The 18,926-nt window shown below is 48.1% G+C and carries 22 protein-coding genes; 21 read left to right on the forward strand and 1 reads right to left on the reverse strand.

The window, feature by feature from the left end:
- The first annotated feature begins 738 nt into the window (after positions 1-738).
- From H8A87_RS15340 to cobT, 21 genes are read left to right on the forward strand one after another with little or no spacing between them, the layout of a single operon-like run.
- Positions 739-2,130, forward strand: a complete 1,392-nt coding sequence (locus H8A87_RS15340) for a cobyrinate a,c-diamide synthase (RefSeq protein WP_198690808.1) — start codon at positions 739-741, stop codon at positions 2,128-2,130.
- Complete coding sequence (gene cbiB, locus H8A87_RS15345; protein WP_198690809.1) at positions 2,127-3,086, forward strand: adenosylcobinamide-phosphate synthase CbiB; 960 nt, start codon at positions 2,127-2,129, stop codon at positions 3,084-3,086. Before H8A87_RS15340 ends, cbiB begins: the two co-directional genes overlap by 4 nt.
- Before the next feature lie 12 nt (positions 3,087-3,098).
- Positions 3,099-3,740: a cobalt-precorrin-8 methylmutase gene (locus H8A87_RS15350; protein WP_198690810.1), complete on the forward strand. Its 642-nt coding sequence runs from the start codon at positions 3,099-3,101 to the stop codon at positions 3,738-3,740.
- On the forward strand, positions 3,733-4,896 hold the full coding sequence (cbiD, locus tag H8A87_RS15355) for a cobalt-precorrin-5B (C(1))-methyltransferase CbiD (RefSeq protein WP_198690811.1): 1,164 nt from the start codon (positions 3,733-3,735) through the stop codon (positions 4,894-4,896). The genes H8A87_RS15350 and cbiD overlap by 8 nt, the downstream gene beginning before the upstream one ends.
- Complete coding sequence (locus H8A87_RS15360; protein ID WP_198690812.1) at positions 4,893-5,522, forward strand: cobalt-precorrin-7 (C(5))-methyltransferase; 630 nt, start codon at positions 4,893-4,895, stop codon at positions 5,520-5,522. Before cbiD ends, H8A87_RS15360 begins: the two co-directional genes overlap by 4 nt.
- The gene (locus H8A87_RS15365) at positions 5,512-6,120 is read left to right on the forward strand and encodes a decarboxylating cobalt-precorrin-6B (C(15))-methyltransferase (protein ID WP_198690813.1); all 609 of its coding nucleotides are present in this window, start codon (positions 5,512-5,514) and stop codon (positions 6,118-6,120) included. Before H8A87_RS15360 ends, H8A87_RS15365 begins: the two co-directional genes overlap by 11 nt.
- Entirely contained in the window at positions 6,113-6,901 is a 789-nt protein-coding gene (locus H8A87_RS15370; protein ID WP_198690879.1) for a cobalt-precorrin-4 methyltransferase, read from the forward strand. Before H8A87_RS15365 ends, H8A87_RS15370 begins: the two co-directional genes overlap by 8 nt.
- Positions 6,882-7,961, forward strand: a complete 1,080-nt coding sequence (gene cbiG / locus H8A87_RS15375) for a cobalt-precorrin 5A hydrolase (protein WP_198690814.1) — start codon at positions 6,882-6,884, stop codon at positions 7,959-7,961. Before H8A87_RS15370 ends, cbiG begins: the two co-directional genes overlap by 20 nt.
- A complete protein-coding gene (locus tag H8A87_RS15380) occupies positions 7,955-8,680 on the forward strand; it encodes a precorrin-3B C(17)-methyltransferase (RefSeq protein ID WP_198690815.1) in 726 nt (241 codons plus the stop codon). Before cbiG ends, H8A87_RS15380 begins: the two co-directional genes overlap by 7 nt.
- Positions 8,677-9,456: a cobalt-precorrin-6A reductase gene (locus H8A87_RS15385; RefSeq protein WP_198690816.1), complete on the forward strand. Its 780-nt coding sequence runs from the start codon at positions 8,677-8,679 to the stop codon at positions 9,454-9,456. The genes H8A87_RS15380 and H8A87_RS15385 overlap by 4 nt, the downstream gene beginning before the upstream one ends.
- A gap of 29 nt (positions 9,457-9,485) precedes the next feature.
- The gene (cbiK, locus tag H8A87_RS15390) at positions 9,486-10,274 is read left to right on the forward strand and encodes a sirohydrochlorin cobaltochelatase (RefSeq protein ID WP_198690817.1); all 789 of its coding nucleotides are present in this window, start codon (positions 9,486-9,488) and stop codon (positions 10,272-10,274) included.
- A complete protein-coding gene (locus tag H8A87_RS15395; RefSeq protein ID WP_198690818.1) occupies positions 10,274-11,020 on the forward strand; it encodes a cobalt-factor II C(20)-methyltransferase in 747 nt (248 codons plus the stop codon). The genes cbiK and H8A87_RS15395 overlap by 1 nt, the downstream gene beginning before the upstream one ends.
- A gap of 3 nt (positions 11,021-11,023) precedes the next feature.
- Entirely contained in the window at positions 11,024-11,755 is a 732-nt protein-coding gene (gene cbiM, locus H8A87_RS15400) for a cobalt ECF transporter S component CbiM (RefSeq protein ID WP_198690819.1), read from the forward strand.
- A 12-nt stretch (positions 11,756-11,767) separates the two neighbouring features.
- Positions 11,768-12,049: an energy-coupling factor ABC transporter substrate-binding protein gene (locus tag H8A87_RS15405; RefSeq protein WP_198690820.1), complete on the forward strand. Its 282-nt coding sequence runs from the start codon at positions 11,768-11,770 to the stop codon at positions 12,047-12,049.
- Positions 12,036-12,713 carry an energy-coupling factor ABC transporter transmembrane protein gene (locus H8A87_RS15410; RefSeq protein WP_198690821.1) on the forward strand — a complete coding sequence of 226 codons (678 nt, stop codon included), beginning with the start codon at positions 12,036-12,038 and terminating at the stop codon, positions 12,711-12,713. Before H8A87_RS15405 ends, H8A87_RS15410 begins: the two co-directional genes overlap by 14 nt.
- A 36-nt stretch (positions 12,714-12,749) precedes the next feature.
- Positions 12,750-13,619: an ATP-binding cassette domain-containing protein gene (locus tag H8A87_RS15415; protein ID WP_198690822.1), complete on the forward strand. Its 870-nt coding sequence runs from the start codon at positions 12,750-12,752 to the stop codon at positions 13,617-13,619.
- The gene (locus tag H8A87_RS15420) at positions 13,616-15,232 is read left to right on the forward strand and encodes a cobyric acid synthase (RefSeq protein ID WP_198690823.1); all 1,617 of its coding nucleotides are present in this window, start codon (positions 13,616-13,618) and stop codon (positions 15,230-15,232) included. The genes H8A87_RS15415 and H8A87_RS15420 overlap by 4 nt, the downstream gene beginning before the upstream one ends.
- Entirely contained in the window at positions 15,229-15,774 is a 546-nt protein-coding gene (gene cobU / locus H8A87_RS15425; protein ID WP_198690824.1) for a bifunctional adenosylcobinamide kinase/adenosylcobinamide-phosphate guanylyltransferase, read from the forward strand. The genes H8A87_RS15420 and cobU overlap by 4 nt, the downstream gene beginning before the upstream one ends.
- Complete coding sequence (cobS, locus tag H8A87_RS15430) at positions 15,771-16,529, forward strand: adenosylcobinamide-GDP ribazoletransferase (RefSeq protein ID WP_198690825.1); 759 nt, start codon at positions 15,771-15,773, stop codon at positions 16,527-16,529. Before cobU ends, cobS begins: the two co-directional genes overlap by 4 nt.
- 28 nt (positions 16,530-16,557) lie before the next feature.
- Positions 16,558-17,196 carry an adenosylcobalamin/alpha-ribazole phosphatase gene (locus tag H8A87_RS15435; protein WP_198690826.1) on the forward strand — a complete coding sequence of 213 codons (639 nt, stop codon included), beginning with the start codon at positions 16,558-16,560 and terminating at the stop codon, positions 17,194-17,196.
- 2 nt (positions 17,197-17,198) lie between these two features.
- Positions 17,199-18,281: a nicotinate-nucleotide--dimethylbenzimidazole phosphoribosyltransferase gene (gene cobT, locus H8A87_RS15440; protein ID WP_198690827.1), complete on the forward strand. Its 1,083-nt coding sequence runs from the start codon at positions 17,199-17,201 to the stop codon at positions 18,279-18,281.
- A 19-nt stretch (positions 18,282-18,300) separates the two neighbouring features.
- Here the strand turns inward: cobT and H8A87_RS15445 are convergent, their stop codons facing one another.
- Positions 18,301-18,882, reverse strand: a complete 582-nt coding sequence (locus H8A87_RS15445; RefSeq protein WP_198690828.1) for an AidA/PixA family protein — start codon at positions 18,880-18,882, stop codon at positions 18,301-18,303.
- Between the last annotated feature and the right edge of the window lie 44 nt (positions 18,883-18,926).

Genomic DNA, 18,926 nt, shown 5'->3' on the forward strand with positions numbered 1-18,926 from the left:
TCGGCACGAAAATATATTTTTATATAAGAATTAGAAGTACAGGTGATGTTTTTTAAGTATAGCGTTATTCTGTTTTATACTCTTATTTCATTGGGTTTTATGATGATGATTTTCTCGTTCTTATGATTAATGAGATATCAGATTTAACTTTTTGTTAATTATTGCGTCAATATTAATGAAGGGATTTTGATTTAGATCAATATTCGTATTTTTAGAGATGAATAATTTTCAATATAAACGTAATTGTGTGTTGGGAATATTTATCTGCATTAATATTTTTTTATTGTGTTAATGAACTTCATTTTTGTTTTTTTATCGGTTTGTCATAAAAATTCATTTATATTCAGCTGGTTGTATATTTTATTTTTGGTTGTTAGTTAGGTTTTTTATATTAATTTTTATTTCTTTCAGAATAAAAATTCTTTTTTAGTGGCAATAATTATGAACAAGGTCACAAAAGTAATGAAGGGTGTTTTTATAAAGATGAAAACTGTGTATTTTGAAAATTGATCTATCACTCTATTTTATCAGGATATAAAAATAAGATTGTGATAACAATGTTGATATCCTCTCTTCTTTGCTTTGTTGTCATAAAGTGCGGGGTTGATGTTTTTCCTATTAAGGTGGTTTTAAGTGCATTATTAAAAATAAAAAAATACCTTTTGTTTGATAAATATCAATGAATGGGATTTGGATTTTTACATCAATACATAGGATTAAATGTTTTGGGGAAAGCACATGCAACAGAAATATGCTTTTGTCATTGCAGGTACAGGTAGCGGATGTGGCAAGACGACGTTTGCGCTGGGCATCATGCGGGCATTGATGAACCGCCAACTACGGGTTCAGCCGTTCAAGATCGGACCTGATTATCTGGATGGGGGTTGGCATCGTGCCGTGACGGGTATCGCTTCGCGCAATCTTGATGCGTTTATGCTGCCAGTTTCCATTTTGAATGGCCTATTTAATCAATCCATGGCTGATAAAGATATTGCGGTTATTGAAGGAGTCATGGGGCTATACGATGGTTATGGCACTGACCCCAATTATTGCAGTAGCGCGGCGATGGCAAAGCAACTTGGCTGTCCAGTGATTTTATTGGTGGACGGGAAGGCCGTTTCCACCTCGATTGCTGCCACGGTGATGGGATTTCAGCAATTTGATCCTGCGATCAATATTGCCGGTGTGCTGATAAATCGGGTGAATCACGATAGCCATTTTCAGTTGTTGAAACAGGCGATTGAGCGTTATTGCGGTATTCCTGTCTTGGGGCGCATCCCTGTCATACCGGATATTGCACTTCCTTCCCGCCATCTGGGGCTGATCTCTGCGCATGAACGAGATAGCCAACAGGATGAATGCTGGTTACGTCTGGCTCGGCAGATCGAAGCCTCGGTGGATTTGGATAGGTTGCTGGCGTTAACCCGATTATCCGCCTTGCCGAAAGGAGATATTGATTCCCTCGTTGATCCCGCTATGGGGCAGGGTTTGACGCTGGCTCTGGCAGAGGATGAGGCCTTTCACTTCTATTATCCCGATAATCTGCTGTTGCTGGAAAAAGCAGGTGTGACCATTAAACGTTTCAGTCCCCTGCATGATCACCAATTGCCAGCGTGCCAGATGGTCTATCTGGGGGGCGGATATCCCGAAATTTATGCGCAGACATTGGCCGCTAATCACGCTATGCATGCGGCGTTGCGACAGGCACAACAAAAAGGCATTCCCATTTATGCGGAATGCGGTGGCTTGATGTATCTCGGTGAAGCCCTGACTGATGTGCAAGGTGTGCGACATAACATGGTGGGTTTGATTGCGGGTGAAAGCCAGATGGGAGATCACCTGAAACGCTTTGGTTACTGCGAAGCTACAGCAATGTGTGACACGCTTTTGGTGGCGAAAGGGGAAATGCTGCGTGGGCATGAATTCCATTATTCTGATTTTATCAGTACTCAACTTCCCCTTTTTCAATGTGTTAAATGGCGAGATGGCTTAGTACAGAAAGAAATACAGAAAAGCTGGCTGGGTGGTTATCAGAATGGCAATACGCTGGCGGGATATCTGCATATCCATTTTGCCCAACGCCCCGGTTTACTTCATCGCTGGTTGACGATGGCACGGAGGCTGTCATGACGGTCTTGCTTTGGTTTGCTGCCTTTATCTTGGATATGAAACTGGGGGATCCTCCTCACTGGCCGCATCCCGTGCGCTGGATGGGGCGGCTTATCACTCGGGCTGAGTCGCTTATTCGCCGAATTTGCCAAACCGAAAATGACCTGAAATGGGGCGGCGTGCTGTTATGGCTGTCGGTGGTGGGAAGTGTCTGGCTGGTGAGTTATTGGGTTCTGCAATTGGCCTATGGCATGGCGTTCTGGCTGGGCTGTTTGGTTGAAATCTGGCTGATTTATACCGTGCTGGCGGGGCGTGGTTTGAGCGATGCAGCGAATACAGTCTATCGAACATTGCAGCGGGGCGATTTGGCCGCCAGCCGTGAACAGCTTTCCAATATTGTCGGACGGGAAACTTCTCAACTGCAAGCGCCACAAATCAGCCGCGCTGCCATTGAAACTGTGGCAGAAAACAGTGTGGATGGCGTGATTGCTCCTTTTTTCTTCTTGATGCTTGGCGGTGCTCCCCTCGCCATGACTTATAAGGCGATCAATACCCTTGATTCAATGGTGGGCTATAAAACGCCCCGTTATCGGTCGTTAGGGATGTATTCGGCACGTATGGATGATGTGGCGAATTGGCTACCGGCCCGTTTAGGCTGGCTTTTGCTGGCACTGGCGGCGAAATGGCAGGGGTTGGATTTTCGCCAGGCGCTACGTATCGGCTGGCGCGATCGCTATCAACACAGTAGCCCCAATAGTGGCTGGCCGGAAGCAACCGTCGCGGGAGCATTGGGTATCCGTCTTGGCGGGCCGAATATTTATTTTAATCAGCGCGTTGAAAAACCGTGGATCGGTGATGCAAAGCGCGAAGTCACACCTGACGATATTCCCCAATCTGTGCAGATGATGATGGTGGCATCAGTGATGGCGCTTCTGCTGTTTGCGTTGCTGCATAGCCTGTTCAGTGTGACGGTATAAGGAGAAAGTGGCATGAGTAATTACATCCAACAGCCCCAACAGATTGAACGGAATAGTTTCGATATTATCAGTCGCCTTATTTGCGAATCTCGCCCTGATTATCATTTTGTGGATGCGGATCAGGAAGCGGTGATCAAACGGGTGATCCACACCACCGCCGATTTTGACTGGCTCGACATTCTTTATTTTTCCCCTGATGTTTTGTACCTCATTCGCGCCGGTATTTTGCGCGGCTGTACGTTATATACCGATACCACAATGGCGCTGTCTGGCATCAATAAAACTCGCTTGGCTCAGTATGGCAGTGAATGCCGTTGTTATGTCAGCGATCCCCGTGTCATTCAAATTGCCAAAGCCCAGCAGATCACGCGTTCAATGGCGGCGGTTGATCTTGCCCTGCAAGAGTCAGGGGAGAAGATTTTTGTCTTTGGCAATGCCCCGACCGCGCTATTTCGCCTGATGGAGCATCAATACACTCCGATTGCAGTGATCGGTGTGCCTGTCGGGTTTGTTGGCGCAGAGGAATCCAAAAATGCCCTCATCAACAGCGGATTAAATTGCATTGCAGCAAGAGGGCGCAAAGGAGGAAGTAATATTGCCGCCGCCATTATCAACGCCATTCTTTATCGGATGCCGGAGGTGCAGCATGAATGAAATCAGCGGTAGACAAACAGATGACCTCGGAACGGTCTGGCATAGGGGAAAGCAATATCGCAAGGGTTACACCACGGGATCTTGTGCCACGGCTGCCGCACGGGTGGCTGCGTTGATGATCCTGCGCCAGCAGATTATTCATCAAGTTTCGATTGTCACGCCCTCTGGTGTCACATTGGCCTTGAATGTCGAGCAGCCGTTGATAGAAGGGCTGCATGCGATTGCAGCTATCCGCAAAGATGGCGGCGATGATGTGGATGCAACCCACGGTATGTTGATTTTCGCCCGTGTTTCCCTGAATGACAGTGGTGTGATTATGCTGGATGGCGGTGAAGGGGTTGGCAGAGTAACGCGAGTGGGGATTGGCCTGCCCATTGGCTGGGCTGCCATCAATAAAACCCCACGGCAAACCATTGAGGAAGCGGTGCGGGAGGTGATTGGCCCGCATCGTGGGGCGGATATTGTGATCTTTGCACCAGAAGGCGAAGAGCGGGCGAAGAAAACTTATAACGACCGACTGGGGATTAAGGGAGGGATCTCAATTATCGGCACAACGGGCATCGTGATGCCGATGTCGGAAGAGAGTTGGAAGCGTTCACTGGCACTTGAATTGGAGGCTAAACGTGCCAGTGGGCTGGATCGCATTATTTTCGTGCCGGGAAATCATGGTGAGCGTTTTGTCAGCCAGCAATTGGGCATTGACGCGAATTGTGTCGTCACGATGAGTAATTTCGTCGGCTACATGCTGCAAGAAGCGGTGCGTTTGGAGTTTCGCCATGTGGTGCTGGTGGGGCATGTAGGCAAATTGGTGAAAATCGCGGCTGGTATCTTCCATACTCACAGCCATATTGCCGATGGGCGCATGGAAACGCTGATTGCCAACCTTGCCCTGATGGGCGCTCCTTTCGGACTGATTCAGGCGGTGGATCAATGCGATACCACAGAAGCTGCCATCGAGTTGATTGCCGAACAAGGCTGGCAGGCGGTGTACCAACAAATTGCCCAGAAAATCTGCTGGCGCATCGACCAAATGCTGCGTTTCGCCAGTAGCAAACCCCAGTGTGATGCCATTCTGTTTGCCTTTGATAATCAAGTGTTGGGCTGCAATCGGCCTGTGAGCGAGATAGTGGATAATTTTGTGGGGGGCTTCCGATGATCACAGTCGTTGGTATTGGCCCCGGTGCCGCAGCAAACCAAACGCGGGCTGCGGTGGATGCTATCAAGCAGGCGGAAGTGTTGGTCGGAGGGACTCGTCACCTTGCCGAATTTCCCCATTTCAGCGGCGAAACCCACTGTTTGAATGCTGATATGGATGGATTGATGCAGTGGCTTGAACAGAACCAGCATCGTCACATCGTGGTACTGGCTTCGGGCGATCCTCTCTTTTATGGCATTGGTAAGCGGATTACGGCGCATTTTTCTGGGTTGCAAGCTGATGGACAAAATATCCGCATCATTTCTGGCATCAGTTCGATCCAATATTTGTGCGCCCGTATTTTGTTGGACATGAACGACATTTATCTCACCAGCAGCCACGGACGCAAGCCGGATTTTGACTGGCTTCTCCAACACGAAAAAATCGCGATGGTGACGGATGATGTGATTGGCCCTTACCAGATCGCCGAGGAAATTCTGGCGCGCGGGCAGCAACGTCGCATGGTGATTGGTGAAAATTTATCGCAGGAAAATGAGCGGATTGTTTGTTTAAACGCAGAGCAGGTTGCCCAACGTGGCGACATTAATTATGGCTTGAATGTGGTGGTGGTTCTGAATGAAAGATGAACTTTTTTTGCGCGGTCATCGCATCCCCATGACTAAAGAAGCGGTTAGAGCATTAGTATTGGAACGGCTGGAGCTGGCAAAAGCCAGGTGCTTGATCGATGTCGGTGCGGGTACAGGCAGCGTCAGTATTGAAGCAGCATTGCGTTATCCCACATTGGATATCCTTGCCATTGAACGCAAAGAGGAAGCACTGGCGTTGATTGCTGAGAATATTCGGCATTTTGGCTGCCACATGGTTCGCATTCAATCTGGGATAGCCCCTGTGCCATTGGACGATACCGCAGATGCCATTTTTATTGGCGGAACGGGTGGGCATCTGACGGAAATGATTGATTGGGCGTTGTTACACCTGAATCAAGGTGGACGTTTGGTGATGACTTTTATTCTGTTGGAAAACTTCATGCAGGCATTGTCGCATCTGCAAACCTGTCAGGTGATATCGCTTGATGGTCGTGAAATTCAAGTGGGGGAACTGACGGCATTGGGGCAAGGGCATTATTTCAAACCTAACAATCCCACTTACTTGATTTCTTGCCAGAAAGGTTCCGAACAATCCAAACCAGAAGCGCATTGGCAAGAGGAGCAGAATGATGCCTGAACATATTGATCATGCCGATTTTGATACTGAAAAAGTCTGGTTTGTTGGGGCGGGGCCGGGGGATAAGAGCCTGATTACCTTGAAAGGCTACCAATTGCTGCAACAGGCTCAAGTCGTGATTTATGCCGGCTCGCTGATTAATCATGAACTGCTGGAATATTGTCGGGCGGATGCTGAATGCCATGACAGCGCGGGACTGACGTTAACGGAAATCATCGATTTGATGGTGAGTGGCGTAAAAGCGGGCAAGTTGGTGGTTCGTCTGCAAACGGGAGATTTATCGCTGTTCGGCTCTATTCGTGAACAGGCCGAAGAGCTGGCAAGTCGGGGAGTGGGGTTTATCTCTGTGCCGGGAGTGAGTTCATTTCTTGGTGCTGCCGCGCAGTTGGGGGTGGAATACACCGTACCCGAAGTAGCGCAAAGTCTGATTATCACCCGTATGGAAGGCAGGACACCGATGCCGCCACGGGAAACGCTGGAAGCTTTTGCCGCTCACCAGACTTCAATGGCGATTTTCCTGTCGGTACAGGATATCGCGGGAGTAGTTGCTCGGTTGATTCAAGGCGGCTATTCACAGGAAACACCCGTTGCCGTGGTTTATAAAGCAACGTGGCCGGATTGCCAGATTGTGCGTGGCACATTGGAGATGATCACAGAACAGGTGCGTCGTGCCGGTATTCGTAAAACCGCCTTGATTCTGGTGGGTGCCTTTCTTGGGGAAGAGTATCACTATTCGAAACTGTATGACGCGAGGTTCAGCCATGAATATCGTCGCACCTAAAAAAATCATGCCTGAAAAAACCAGTGCGCTGTTTTGTCTGACTGCGGGGGGAATGGCGTTGGCTCGCCGTTTACAATCCCATTTGACGATGGATTGTTTTACTTCCCCTGAACTGGTGGAAACGGGATTCAGCGCTTTTGATGGTGGTTTTGCCAATACGGTACGTAAGTCATTCATCCAATATGGTGCGTTGATCATGGTTGGTGCGACGGGGATCGCCATTCGAGTTATTGCGCCGCTGCTTAAGGATAAAATGAACGATCCAGCCGTCGTAGTGCTGGATGAAAAAGGGCAGTTTGCTATTAGCTTGCTGTCAGGGCATATGGGGGGCGCGAATGATTTGGCACAGCAAATCGCGGATATTCTTGGTGGTCAGGCAGTTATTACCACTGCGACGGATGTTAACCAACTCGCCGCGTTGGATGTGTTATCTCAACAAATTGGCGGGGAAATGGAAAATTTTCGATCCAGCGTCAAAACCGTCAATCAAATGCTGGTCAATGGTAAGCGAGTGGGAATTTGGTGGCATCCCGCGTTGGACTGCGAAAAAGATCACTATGACACACGCGGGTTTATCCCCGTTACTGATTTGAATCGGTTACCTGAACTGGACGCCTTGGTATACGTCAGTTATGGGCGGGAAAGGCTGGCGTTGGCGATCCCAACCTTCAAACTGGTTCCTCGCCGTATTGTTGCGGGAATTGGCTGCCGGCGTGGAGTTGAGGCCGAGCGGGTAACGCGATTGCTGGAGCGTCATCTGGCAGAACATGATCTTGATTCACTTGCATTAAAAGCTATCGGCAGTGTGGAATTAAAAAAAGCAGAGCCAGCGTTAATCCATCTGGCAGAAGAGCGCGAGATCCCTTTCCAAATCTTCTCTGTTAATCAACTTGCCCAATGTGAACAGGTATTTCCGGCTTCTGAATTTGTGCGAAAAACCGTGGGCATAGGCTGTGTCTCCCAACCCGTGGCTTGGCTCATGAGCCAAGGGCATCTGGTTGGTTGTACCCTGCGTGAGCAGGGGGTCACCATCACATTAGGAGTAGTGCATCCATGTTAACCGTCATTGGAATTGGGCCAGGCAGTGAAGCCATGATGACGCAGGAAGCGATTGCCGCATTGAAAGCAGCCGACATCGTGGTGGGTTACAAAACCTATACCCATTTGGTGAAACCGTTGGTGGGCGATAAAGAGATCATCAAAACCGGCATGTGCAAAGAGATTGAACGCTGTCAGACGGCCATTGAGCTGGCAGAACAGGGCAAAAATGTGGCGATGGTTTGTAGTGGTGATGCGGGCATTTATGGTATGGCTGGATTGATTCTGGAATTAGTCAGCCAGCAAAAGCGCAACGTAGAAGTTCGGCTGGTGGCGGGGGTCACAGCGAGTACGGCTTGTGCGGCCTTGCTTGGGGCACCGCTGATGCATGATTTTTGCCATATCAGCCTAAGCGATCTGCTTACACCGTGGGAAGTGATTGAAAAACGGGTGCAGGCTGCGGCAGAAGCGGATTTTGTGGTCTGTTTCTACAATCCGCGCAGTCGGGGACGGGAAGAACATTTGGCACGCGCATTCTCCTTAATGGCTCCGTGGAAATCGGCAGAAACTTCCGTCGGTGTCGTGAAAGCAGCGGGACGCAAGCACGAAGAAAAATGGCTGACAACTTTTGGCGCAATGGATTTTTCCCGCGTTGACATGCGAAGTCTGGTGATTGTGGGTAATCAATCAACCTATATATGTGATGGTCTGATGATCACGCCACGAGGGTACAAACTATGAAACGGCCGCTGATCCATATTTTTGGCGGTACGAGTGATGCCCGCCAGATTTGCGTGATGATGGATACTGCTGGCATAGATTATGGCTTGTCAGTGGCTACACCAACAGGAGCACAGCAGGCAGTGGGGATTCACGGTGAAATTGTTATTGGCCGGATGGAAGCCGAAGGCATGGTCGAATATCTGCAAAAACGGGGAGCGGGAATGGTGATCGATGCTTCTCATCCTTATGCCGAACGATTGAGCCAAAACATTGTTAACGCCTGCCAGAAATTGAGCGTTCCTCTCATTCGTTATCTCCGTCCCAGCGATATTGACGTTGTTGAACATCCCCTCATCCATAAAGTGGCAACTGTTGAACAGGCGTGTGAAGTGGCGGTTCACTTAGGATCACGGATTTTGCTGACTACTGGCAGCAAGCAATTGGCGGATTATGTGACTCGCCTGACAGGTAAAACCGTGCTGGCCCGTGTCTTGCCGACAGCGGACGTCTTGGCGATGTGTGAATCTTGTGGTTTGTCAGTCGATCAAATCTTTGCCCTGAAAGGCCCATTCAGTGCTGATTTTAATCGGTCATTTTACCAATTTTGTCAGGCGGAGGTCGTGATCACCAAGGAATCAGGCGAACAGGGCGGTTTTAAAGAAAAAGTTGAGCCGTGCCTTTCTCTTGGGCTGCCCTGCATCGTGATCTGCCGTCCAAGCCAACAGTTTTCAGGTGAAGGGATTAAGCAGGCCAATGGATTGGAAGAGATGGCCCAGTTATTGGTAAATTTTTGAATTTAAATCAACCAATAAGGAAGATCGAGATGAAAAAAGCACTATTGGTGATCAGTTTCGGAACCAGTTATCCAGAAACGCTAAAAAACAATATTGAAGCCTGTGAGCAGCGATTGGCGTCAGTTTTTCCGGACAGGGAACTATTTCGGGCATTTACCTCTGGCATGATCATTCGCAAATTGCGTCAGCGCGATGGTATCCACATTGATACGCCCCATGAAGCGTTAACCAGACTGCATCACGCTGGTTATAGCGACGTTGCTGTTCAATGCCTGCATATCATCAAGGGAGATGAATATGAAAAAGTGCTGCATGAGGTAGAGAGATTTCGGCCCCGCTTTAAACGGTTAGTATTGGGTGCTCCGTTACTGAGTCATTTTAACGACTACGTGCAATTGATGCGGACGCTACAACAACAGCTTCCGCGGTTGGCTGAGAATGAGTGTGTCGTCTTTATGGGGCACGGCACAACACACCATGCTTTTTCTGCCTACGCCTGTTTGGATCACCTAATGAGCCATTACCACTTTCCGGCGCGTGTAGGTGCGGTGGAAAGTTATCCTGAACTCCCGTTGATCATCAAGGGATTAAAAGAAAAAAGAATTCAGAAAGTTTACCTGATGCCACTGATGCTGGTGGCAGGGGATCATGCCATCAATGATATGGCTTCAAATGAAAAAGGGTCTTGGAAATCGCAGTTGGAGAAAGCGGGCATTACCGCAGTCCCTTGGTTACAGGGATTGGGTGAAAATCCAATGATTAGGCAGATGTTTGTGGATCACCTTGCTTATGCGCTGAATGATGAGGAGAAAGCCTGATGAACGTAAAAGTAAAGGCTGGAAAACTGTATGTCATGGGAGTTGGCCCTGGTGCCAGTGACCTGATTACCGTCCGGGCGGCACGTATTCTCCGTGAGCTTGATGTGATTTATACCCCGACAGGTAAAAAAGGCGCCCAAAGCCTCGCCCACTTCATCATCGAAGAATACCTTTCGCCGACAACCAAAGTTTGTACTTACCATTTTTTAATGAAAGCTGACAAAGCTGCAAAAGAATCGGTGTGGAATGACGTGGCGCAAACCTTGGAAGAAGACGTCGCTAATGGCAGGAAAGTGGGTTTTATCACTTTGGGCGATCCCATGTTGTTTAGTACGTGGGTATTTCTTTTGGAACGGATGATGTCGAAACGGACGGAAATTCCTCCGTGGCTGGAAATTGTACCGGGGATTGCCTCATTTTCGGCCATTGCCGCAGTGAGTGCGATGCCATTGGCGATGGAAGACCAAACGTTGGCAGTCATTTCCTGTACGGTTTCTGAAACAGCCTTAGAACAAGCGTTGCTGAATCATGATTGTATTGTCCTGATGAAAGTCTATTCGCGTTTTGCCCTGATACGTGATCTGCTGCATCGCCATAATTTACTGAAACATGCGTTGATGATGGCGGATGCCACTTTGCCAACAGAACAGTGTTGGCGCGATCTCGCCACGTTATCCCTCGGCGAGCAGGAGCTATCGTATTTTTCAACGATTTTGATTAATAAAAACTGGCAATTATCGAGGTGAGTTATGCAACAGAAACTAACGAAGTTTTCGTTATCTGGTGCGGCTATCGCACTGCTTTTGGCACTGGCGCCACAAGAGGCTTTCGCTATGCATGTCATGGAGGGATTTTTACCTCCGATGTGGGCGGTGGCATGGTGGCTGGCTTTTCTGCCCTGTTTGGCGGCAGGCTTGGTAAGATTACGCCAAATTGTGCAGGAAGACAGTAACCAGAAAGTTTTGCTGGCACTGTGTGGCGCATTTATTTTTGTTCTCTCGGCATTGAAAATCCCCTCTGTTACCGGAAGTTGCTCCCATCCAACGGGGGTCGCATTGGCGGTGATCTTATTCGGCCCTTCTGTTGTGGCGGTACTCGGCGCAATTGTCCTACTGTTTCAGGCATTACTGTTGGCACACGGTGGGATCACCACCTTGGGCGCGAACGGTATGTCGATGGCGGTGATTGGCCCATTGGTGGGCTATCTGGTATGGCGTTTCTCCTGCAAAATCGGGATACGCAAAGATGTTGGTGTCTTCTTCTGTGCCTTTATGGCCGATATTGTCACTTATGCCGTCACATCCGTTCAGTTGGGCGTCGCTTTCCCTGATCCACAACTGGGCATGGGCGCGGCTATCCTCAAATTCATGGGTATTTTCTGCGTAACCCAGCTACCGATTGCGGTGGCCGAAGGGTTACTGACCGTACTGATTTACGACCAGCTCGTCAAAAGACAATTAATTCAGGCTCGCAGTTTCTAAGGAGTGTTGAAGATGAAAAAGACATTGATATTACTGTCCCTCGTTGCGGCATTGTGCATTATCCCATTTTTCATTGACCACGGCGGGGAGTTTGGCGGGGCGGATGGTCAGGCAGAAGCACAAATCATGGAAATTGCACCGAATTATACGCCATGGTTTGAATCCTTGTATAAACCAGCCAGCGGCGAAATCGAAAGTCTGCTGTTCACCTTACAGGGGAGTCTGGGCACTGCCGTGATTTTCTACATTCTTGGTTATTATCGCCGCAGTCGGAAAGATCATGATCGGAATTGATAAACTCAGTTACCAGAGCCGTTGGCGTGACAAAGATCCCAGGGCGAAATTCGCCCTGTATCTCCTGTTGATGACATTGGCGATGGTGCTTTCTCCGCTATGGCAGGCCATGTTGGTACTGGGGCTTGCCATGTTTACCTGCTACCTGTTGCGGATCAGTATGTTGCGTTACCTGAAATGGCTGCTGATCCCCTTGGGTTTTCTGGGGATTGGCCTGATTGCCATCGTATTGTCTGCAAGCCCGCAGCCGGACAGCCTGCTGTGGGGATTTCAAGTCGGGCAATATTGGTTCGGCATTGATCCACAAGGTGTGCAGATAGCTAACCAGACACTCTGGCGCAGTCTGGCGGCGCTATCGGCAACGTTCTGGTTCATGATGAACATGCCTTTTGAACAGATGATCAAATTACTCAAATTTTGCCGTGTTCCTCATTTGTTGATCGAACAAATCCTGCTGACATGGCGCTTTATTTTTATCTTTTTGGAAGAAGCGGTGGCGATCCATCATGCGCAGTCATTGCGGTTTGGTTATCGATCCTTACGAACCAGTTACCGATCGCTGGCGATGTTAGTGAGTATGCTGTTTTCCCGGGTGATAAGCCGTTATCAGCAAATGAGTGTAGCGCTGGAACTCAAGCTATATCAGGGCGATTTTCATCTATAGAAGATGGGTTAGAAGAAAACAGGGAGATGAATGCTTATGTTAAAGACAACGTTAGAAACACGGGCACTGCATTTCAGTTATCAAGATGAACTCATCTTGAAAAATTTGACCCTTGATTTCAGCCGTCATCAAATCACTGGGATTATTGGAGCGAATGGTTGTGGTAAGTCGACTTTGCTGATGAGCCTGACTGGGATTTTGCGCCCGCAACAAGGGGCAGTTTGGTGGAACCATGCCCCGCTGGACTATAGCAAAAAAGGCTTGATGGCTTTACGTCAGCATGTCGTCACCGTGTTTCAAAATCCCGACCACCAAATTTTTTATACCGATATCGAAAGCGATCTTGCTTTTAGCCTGCGTAATTTGGGTGTCGATGAAACTGAAATCCAACGCAGGATCGAATATGCGCTGACACTGGTGGATGCCCATGCTTTCCGCAACAAACCCATTCAATACTTGAGTTTTGGGCAGAAAAAGCGTGTAGCCATTGCGGGGGCATTGGTTATGGAGTTTGATTATTTGTTGTTGGATGAGCCAACGGCGGGGCTTGATCCCGCGGGTCGTCAGCAAATGTTGGAAATCATTGGCATGATTGCAGCTGGAGGGAAGCGGATTATTATTTCCAGCCATGACATAGATTTGATTTATCAGATCTGTGATGGTTTGTATGTACTGGCGAATGGAGAAATGATCAGTTCCGGTAAACCGGAGGATGTGCTGCGGCAAAAAACACAGCTTGAACAGGCGGGTTTGGCGCAACCGTGGCTGGTGAAAGTACACAGCGAAGCCGGTTTGCCTCTGTGTAAGACAGAGCAGGAACTTTTCTCTATTCTTCGTGAAATTCGTCTTCGTGAAATTCGTCTTCGTAAAACTCGTCTTTGTGAAACAAGGGAGAACGTACAATGACATTATCGCTGATGATTCAGGGAACAGCGTCTGATGTGGGAAAAAGTGTGCTGGTAGCGGGATTTTGCCGGATATTCTCGCAGGACAGTCATCGCTGTACCCCTTTTAAATCGCAGAATATGGCGCTCAATTCCGGCATTACTGCGGATGGCAAAGAGATGGGGCGAGCGCAGATATTTCAGGCAGAAGCGGCGGGGATTGCGCCGGACGTGCGCATGAATCCTGTGTTATTGAAGCCCACCAGCGATCGCAAGGCACAAGTCGTTTTTATGGGGAAAGTGATGTGCAGCATGAATGCGGTGGAATATCACGAGTATAAACCCCAATTGCTCCAGCAGATCTTGGAAGCATATAACGGCCTTGCAGCAGAAACGGACATCATGGTTTTGGAAGGCGCAGGCAGTCCGGCTGAGATCAATCTGCGTGACCGAGATATCGTCAATATGGGCATGGCTGAGTTGGTGGATGCTCCTGTGATTCTGGTGGCGGATATTGATCGTGGGGGCGTATTTGCTGCTATTTACGGCACACTGGCTTTGCTTAAGCCTGAGGAAAAAGCCCGGGTCAAGGGGGTGATCATCAATAAATTCCGCGGCGATCTGGCGTTGCTGCAATCCGGCATTGATCAGATCGAAGCGTTGACTCAAATGCCGATATTGGGCGTTTTGCCGTGGCTGGATCTTGATCTGGAAGATGAAGATAGCGTTGCCTTACAGGTGGGAAAATATGATCAACGGGAACAAAAAACAGGGGATTATCTGGATATTGTCGTCATTCAATATCCTCATATCGCCAATTTCACGGATTTCAATGCGCTGGCGGTTCAACCGGATGTGCATCTGCGTTATGTTTCCGAGCCTTCTGAGCTTCTGGGCGCCGATCTGATTATTCTTCCCGGCAGCAAAAATACCTTGGGCGATTTGGCATGGTTAAAAATTCAAGGGTTTGATCAGGCGATTATCAGCGCTCATCAGAAAGAAGTCCCGATTATCGGGATCTGTGGTGGCTACCAAATGTTGGGCAAACAGATTGTGGATGAGGTGGAATCCGGCTTAACCCAAATGATAGGATTGGGATTATTGGATGTCGAAACCCAATTCGCCAGCGAAAAGCAGACTGCACAGGTCAGGGGCGTTGTGATACCTGCGTTATCAGGCATACTGAATTTATGTAACGAACAGCCGATTACGGGCTACGAAATTCATATGGGAGTTACGCGGCTTGGTAAGCAGGCAACGCCTTTCGCCAGAATGCATTTGTACAATGGTGAGGAAAAAATCTGGTTTGATGGTGCGGTTGCTCAGGATGGTTCGGTGGTGGGCAGTTATCTGCATGGTTTGTTTGATCAAAATACTTTCACCCGTCCGCTGTTGAATCAGCTTCGTATGCGCAAGGGCTGCGCTCCACTGGAAAATGTAGCTTTCAACTACATTCAGCACAAAGAAAAACAGTTCAATATTTTGGCCGCCAGTATGCGTGAACATCTGGATATGGGGCGAATTTATCAATTAATGCGTGAGCACGAATTGTTGAGAGAAAGGCGTGCATTGTGTGGTGAATTGCGTGCTGAAGTTTTGTGTGATGGAGTCTCGCGTGATGGGGCCACGCCATGATTTTGGTGACTGGTGGTGCGCGCAGTGGAAAGAGTGCCCACGCTGAACGGTTGATTTATGAACAGTGCAAGCAGGTATTGTATATCGCCACGGCACAGGTCACCGACGAAGAGATGGCTGCCCGTATTGAACGGCATAAGCAGGAACGTCCGGCACATTGGCGGACTTGGGAAGGCCATCAGGATTTAGGTTCTGTTATCCGCCAGCATCGCCAACCTCAAGAGGGCGTTATACTGGAATGCGTCACAACATGGATGGCTAATTTGCTGTTTGACTTATCGGATGGCGCATCGCCTGATGAGCTTGATTTCACCTCATTGGAGGTGTTTATCCACCATCAGCTTGATGATCTGATTGACGCCAGTGTGATGTGTCCGATGCCGGTGTATTTGGTCACCAATGAATTGGGGATGGGGATTACACCTGAAAATCGACTGGCACGCCATTTTGTCGATATTGCTGGACGTGCCAACCAAAAACTGGCGCGGGCGGCTAAAGAGGTCTGGCTGACGGTTTCAGGTATTGGAGTAAAGATTAAGTGAAACTGAATCTCTTTTGGGCCACAGTACAGTTTATGACACGGCTTCCCATCCCTGAGAAATGGGCAGAGGGCGTCGGTTTTTCCCAATATGGGCGCGGTGTTCCCAGTTTTCCACTGATTGGCTTGATTGTCGGTGGTCTGGCTGGCTTGATATCACTCTCGATCAGTCAGTCGGGCGGGGGGATGTATATCGGCGCTATCGGTTATGTACTGGCATTGGCTCTGTTGACGGGAGGATTACATTTAGACGGATTGGCGGATACCTGTGATGGGATTTTTTCTGCCCGCCAGCGAGAAAAAATGCTGGAGATCATGCGTGATAGCCGACTTGGGACTTATGGCGGTGTTGGGTTAATTTTCTGTATTTTCCTCAAAACATTGGCAATCGTTGAACTCTCTTACCATCCTCCTCTTTACTTGCTTGCCTTGTTGACCTGTGGACCGATTGTCGGACGCACAACGGTAGTGATTTCGATGTATGCGCAACGTTATGCCCGTGAAGGTGAGGGAATGGGAAGCTGCTATATTGGCCGAATTACTTCTTCTTCTACAGTGCTGACCTTATTGTGTGGGGCAGTATTGGTGATGACATTAGGTGATTGGCAAGGTTTATCTGCAATGCTGGTGACACTGCTCGTGGTGTATGGGCTTACTCTCTATTTCAATTATCGTCTTGGCGGACAAACTGGTGATACGTTGGGAGCTTCAATTGAGTCAGGGGAAGTCATTTTTTTGTTGGCAATGATTTGGCAATAAATAAAATAAATGTGGAGAGAATAATCAGATGCGGTTTTTTCTCGTTCGGCATGGGCAGACACAAGCCAATATTGATGGTGTCTTTTGTGGTAAAACCGACTTGCCCTTGACGGAAACGGGGACGAAGCAGGCACAGCAGATTGCCATCGCGTTGAAAAACATAACGTTCCAATCCATCCACTGTAGTGAAATGCAGCGGGCGCAACAAACAGCACAAATCATTTCTCCATCCAGCATACTTTTTCCACCCAGCAGATTTTCTCCACCAAACATAGATAGTGACTACCGTCTCAATGAATTGGATTTTGGGGCATGGGAACTGCGCCATCATGAAGACATCGCTAAAGCAGACTCACAGGCTTGGTTGCGCTGGCTGGCGGATTGGCAAAATGGTTGCCCGACTGGAGGAGAATCGTTCAGCCATTTTGCAGAACGAGTGGAGGAATACACTGGGGAATTGTGCTCTGCTACGGCTTCGGCAAATCATTTGATTGTTGCGCATCAGGGGGTTTTGGGATTGTTGCTTGCCAAATTACTCAAACTGCCGATAACCGCCATGTGGTCTTTTCCCTTCCAACAGGGAGCTTACAGTATTGTTGATAATCACGCGGGGTTTATCACTTTGCGTGTATTCAATGCTCAGACTGAATATTGGCCGGAAGGATAAGCATGACACTACAATCCTTGATTGATGCAATTCAGCCTTTAAATCGGGCGAATATGGAAAAAGCGGCACGGCACATTGATAGTCTGGTCAAGCCGCAGGGAAGTTTGGGACGGCTTGAAACGCTGGCGATACAACTGTCCGGGATGTCAGGCATTATGAACCTGCAAAATTTGCAAAAAGAGATCATTGTGATGTGTGCTGATCACGGTGTCTATGACGAAGGCGTGGCCATTTCGCCGAAAAATGTTACAGCTATACAAGCACGCAATATGCTGAAGGGATTAACGGGCGTTTGTGTGTTGGCGAAAAACAGCGGAACTCATGTTTTGCCTGTAGATATTGGCATTGATTGTGATCCCATTGAACATCTATTGTCTCTCAAACTCGCCCGAGGGAGCGGCAATATTGCCCAAGGGGCAGCGATGAATTATGAGCAGGCTGAAATGCTATTGCTGGCAAGCGCACAACTGGTGCAGCAGCGTATTGCGGCGGGAGTGACGGTGTTTGGCGTGGGAGAGCTGGGTATTGCCAATACGACTTCGGCGGCAGCGGTTCTCAGTGTTCTGACAGAGAGTGATCCCAGTGAAGTAGTTGGAGTGGGCGCGAATTTTCCTTTTGAGAGGCTGGCGCACAAACAATCCATTGTACGGCAAGCCATTGCCGTCAATCGGCCGGATAGTAAAAACGCCCTTGATGTATTGGCAAAAGTGGGGGGATTTGATCTTGTGGGCATGACAGGAGTGATTCTGGGGGCCGCCGCTTCTGGTGTACCTATTGTGCTTGATGGTTTTTTATCTTATGCGTCAGCACTGGCGGCTTGTCAGTTATCACCTATTGCACGGGATTATTGTATCCCTTCCCATATATCGGCAGAAAAAGGGGCTGTACTGGCGTTGCAGTATTTGAACTTGCAACCTTACTTGCATTTAGATTTACGTCTTGGTGAAGGTAGCGGTGCTGCTATTGCGATGTCCCTGATTGATGCTGCTTGCGCAATGTATTGTCATATGGGGCAATTGGCAAGTAGTGGGATCAGTTTACCGATGCTAAAAAGGCCGCGCACAGCGCGACCTATAAAAATATAAATGAAATCAAAATTTTTTGTTAAGAGATGATCATTTTGTTGTTCAAAATAATACCGGGTTCCATAGAAATATAGCCCATTAGAGTAGTTTCTCTAAAGATGGCGATAACACACTCATAGAACATGGTGCGTTCGGTACCAACACAAGGCAGATCATTGATTTTAGTCATCCAGTGGTAATCTTCCATTTCCTGAATATCTACATTTAATGAGCCTGCCATATTAATTTTAGGCATGAATCTCATAACATGTTCTACGATGGGAGGATCCATCATTGTAACGACATCATCTTTCATTGATCTCATCGCCATTAATTTCATATCCATTGGCGACATTCTCATTACAGCAGCAGAGTATATTGAATCAATATTTAATGTCATGACATTCCAACGAACAAGATCACCTATATTAGCTTTAACCGTGATATTAAGCTCATCATCAACGGTAACAATCTTGTCATCTTCAGGTAACACACGGATATATCTACTATAAAGAGTTGATGGATGAAGTGTGACGGGCTTATTTATATCTTTGCTAAGTTTACCATAATCATTCATAATTTCTTCAGCTTTTATTGCTAACATAATATCAATATTTTTCATTACAGTATCCTCATTAGTTAATGTGATTGGCATATTTTATAAGC

The organism is Xenorhabdus lircayensis, from assembly GCF_016306625.1.
In the GTDB taxonomy this organism is placed as follows: domain Bacteria; phylum Pseudomonadota; class Gammaproteobacteria; order Enterobacterales; family Enterobacteriaceae; genus Xenorhabdus; species Xenorhabdus lircayensis.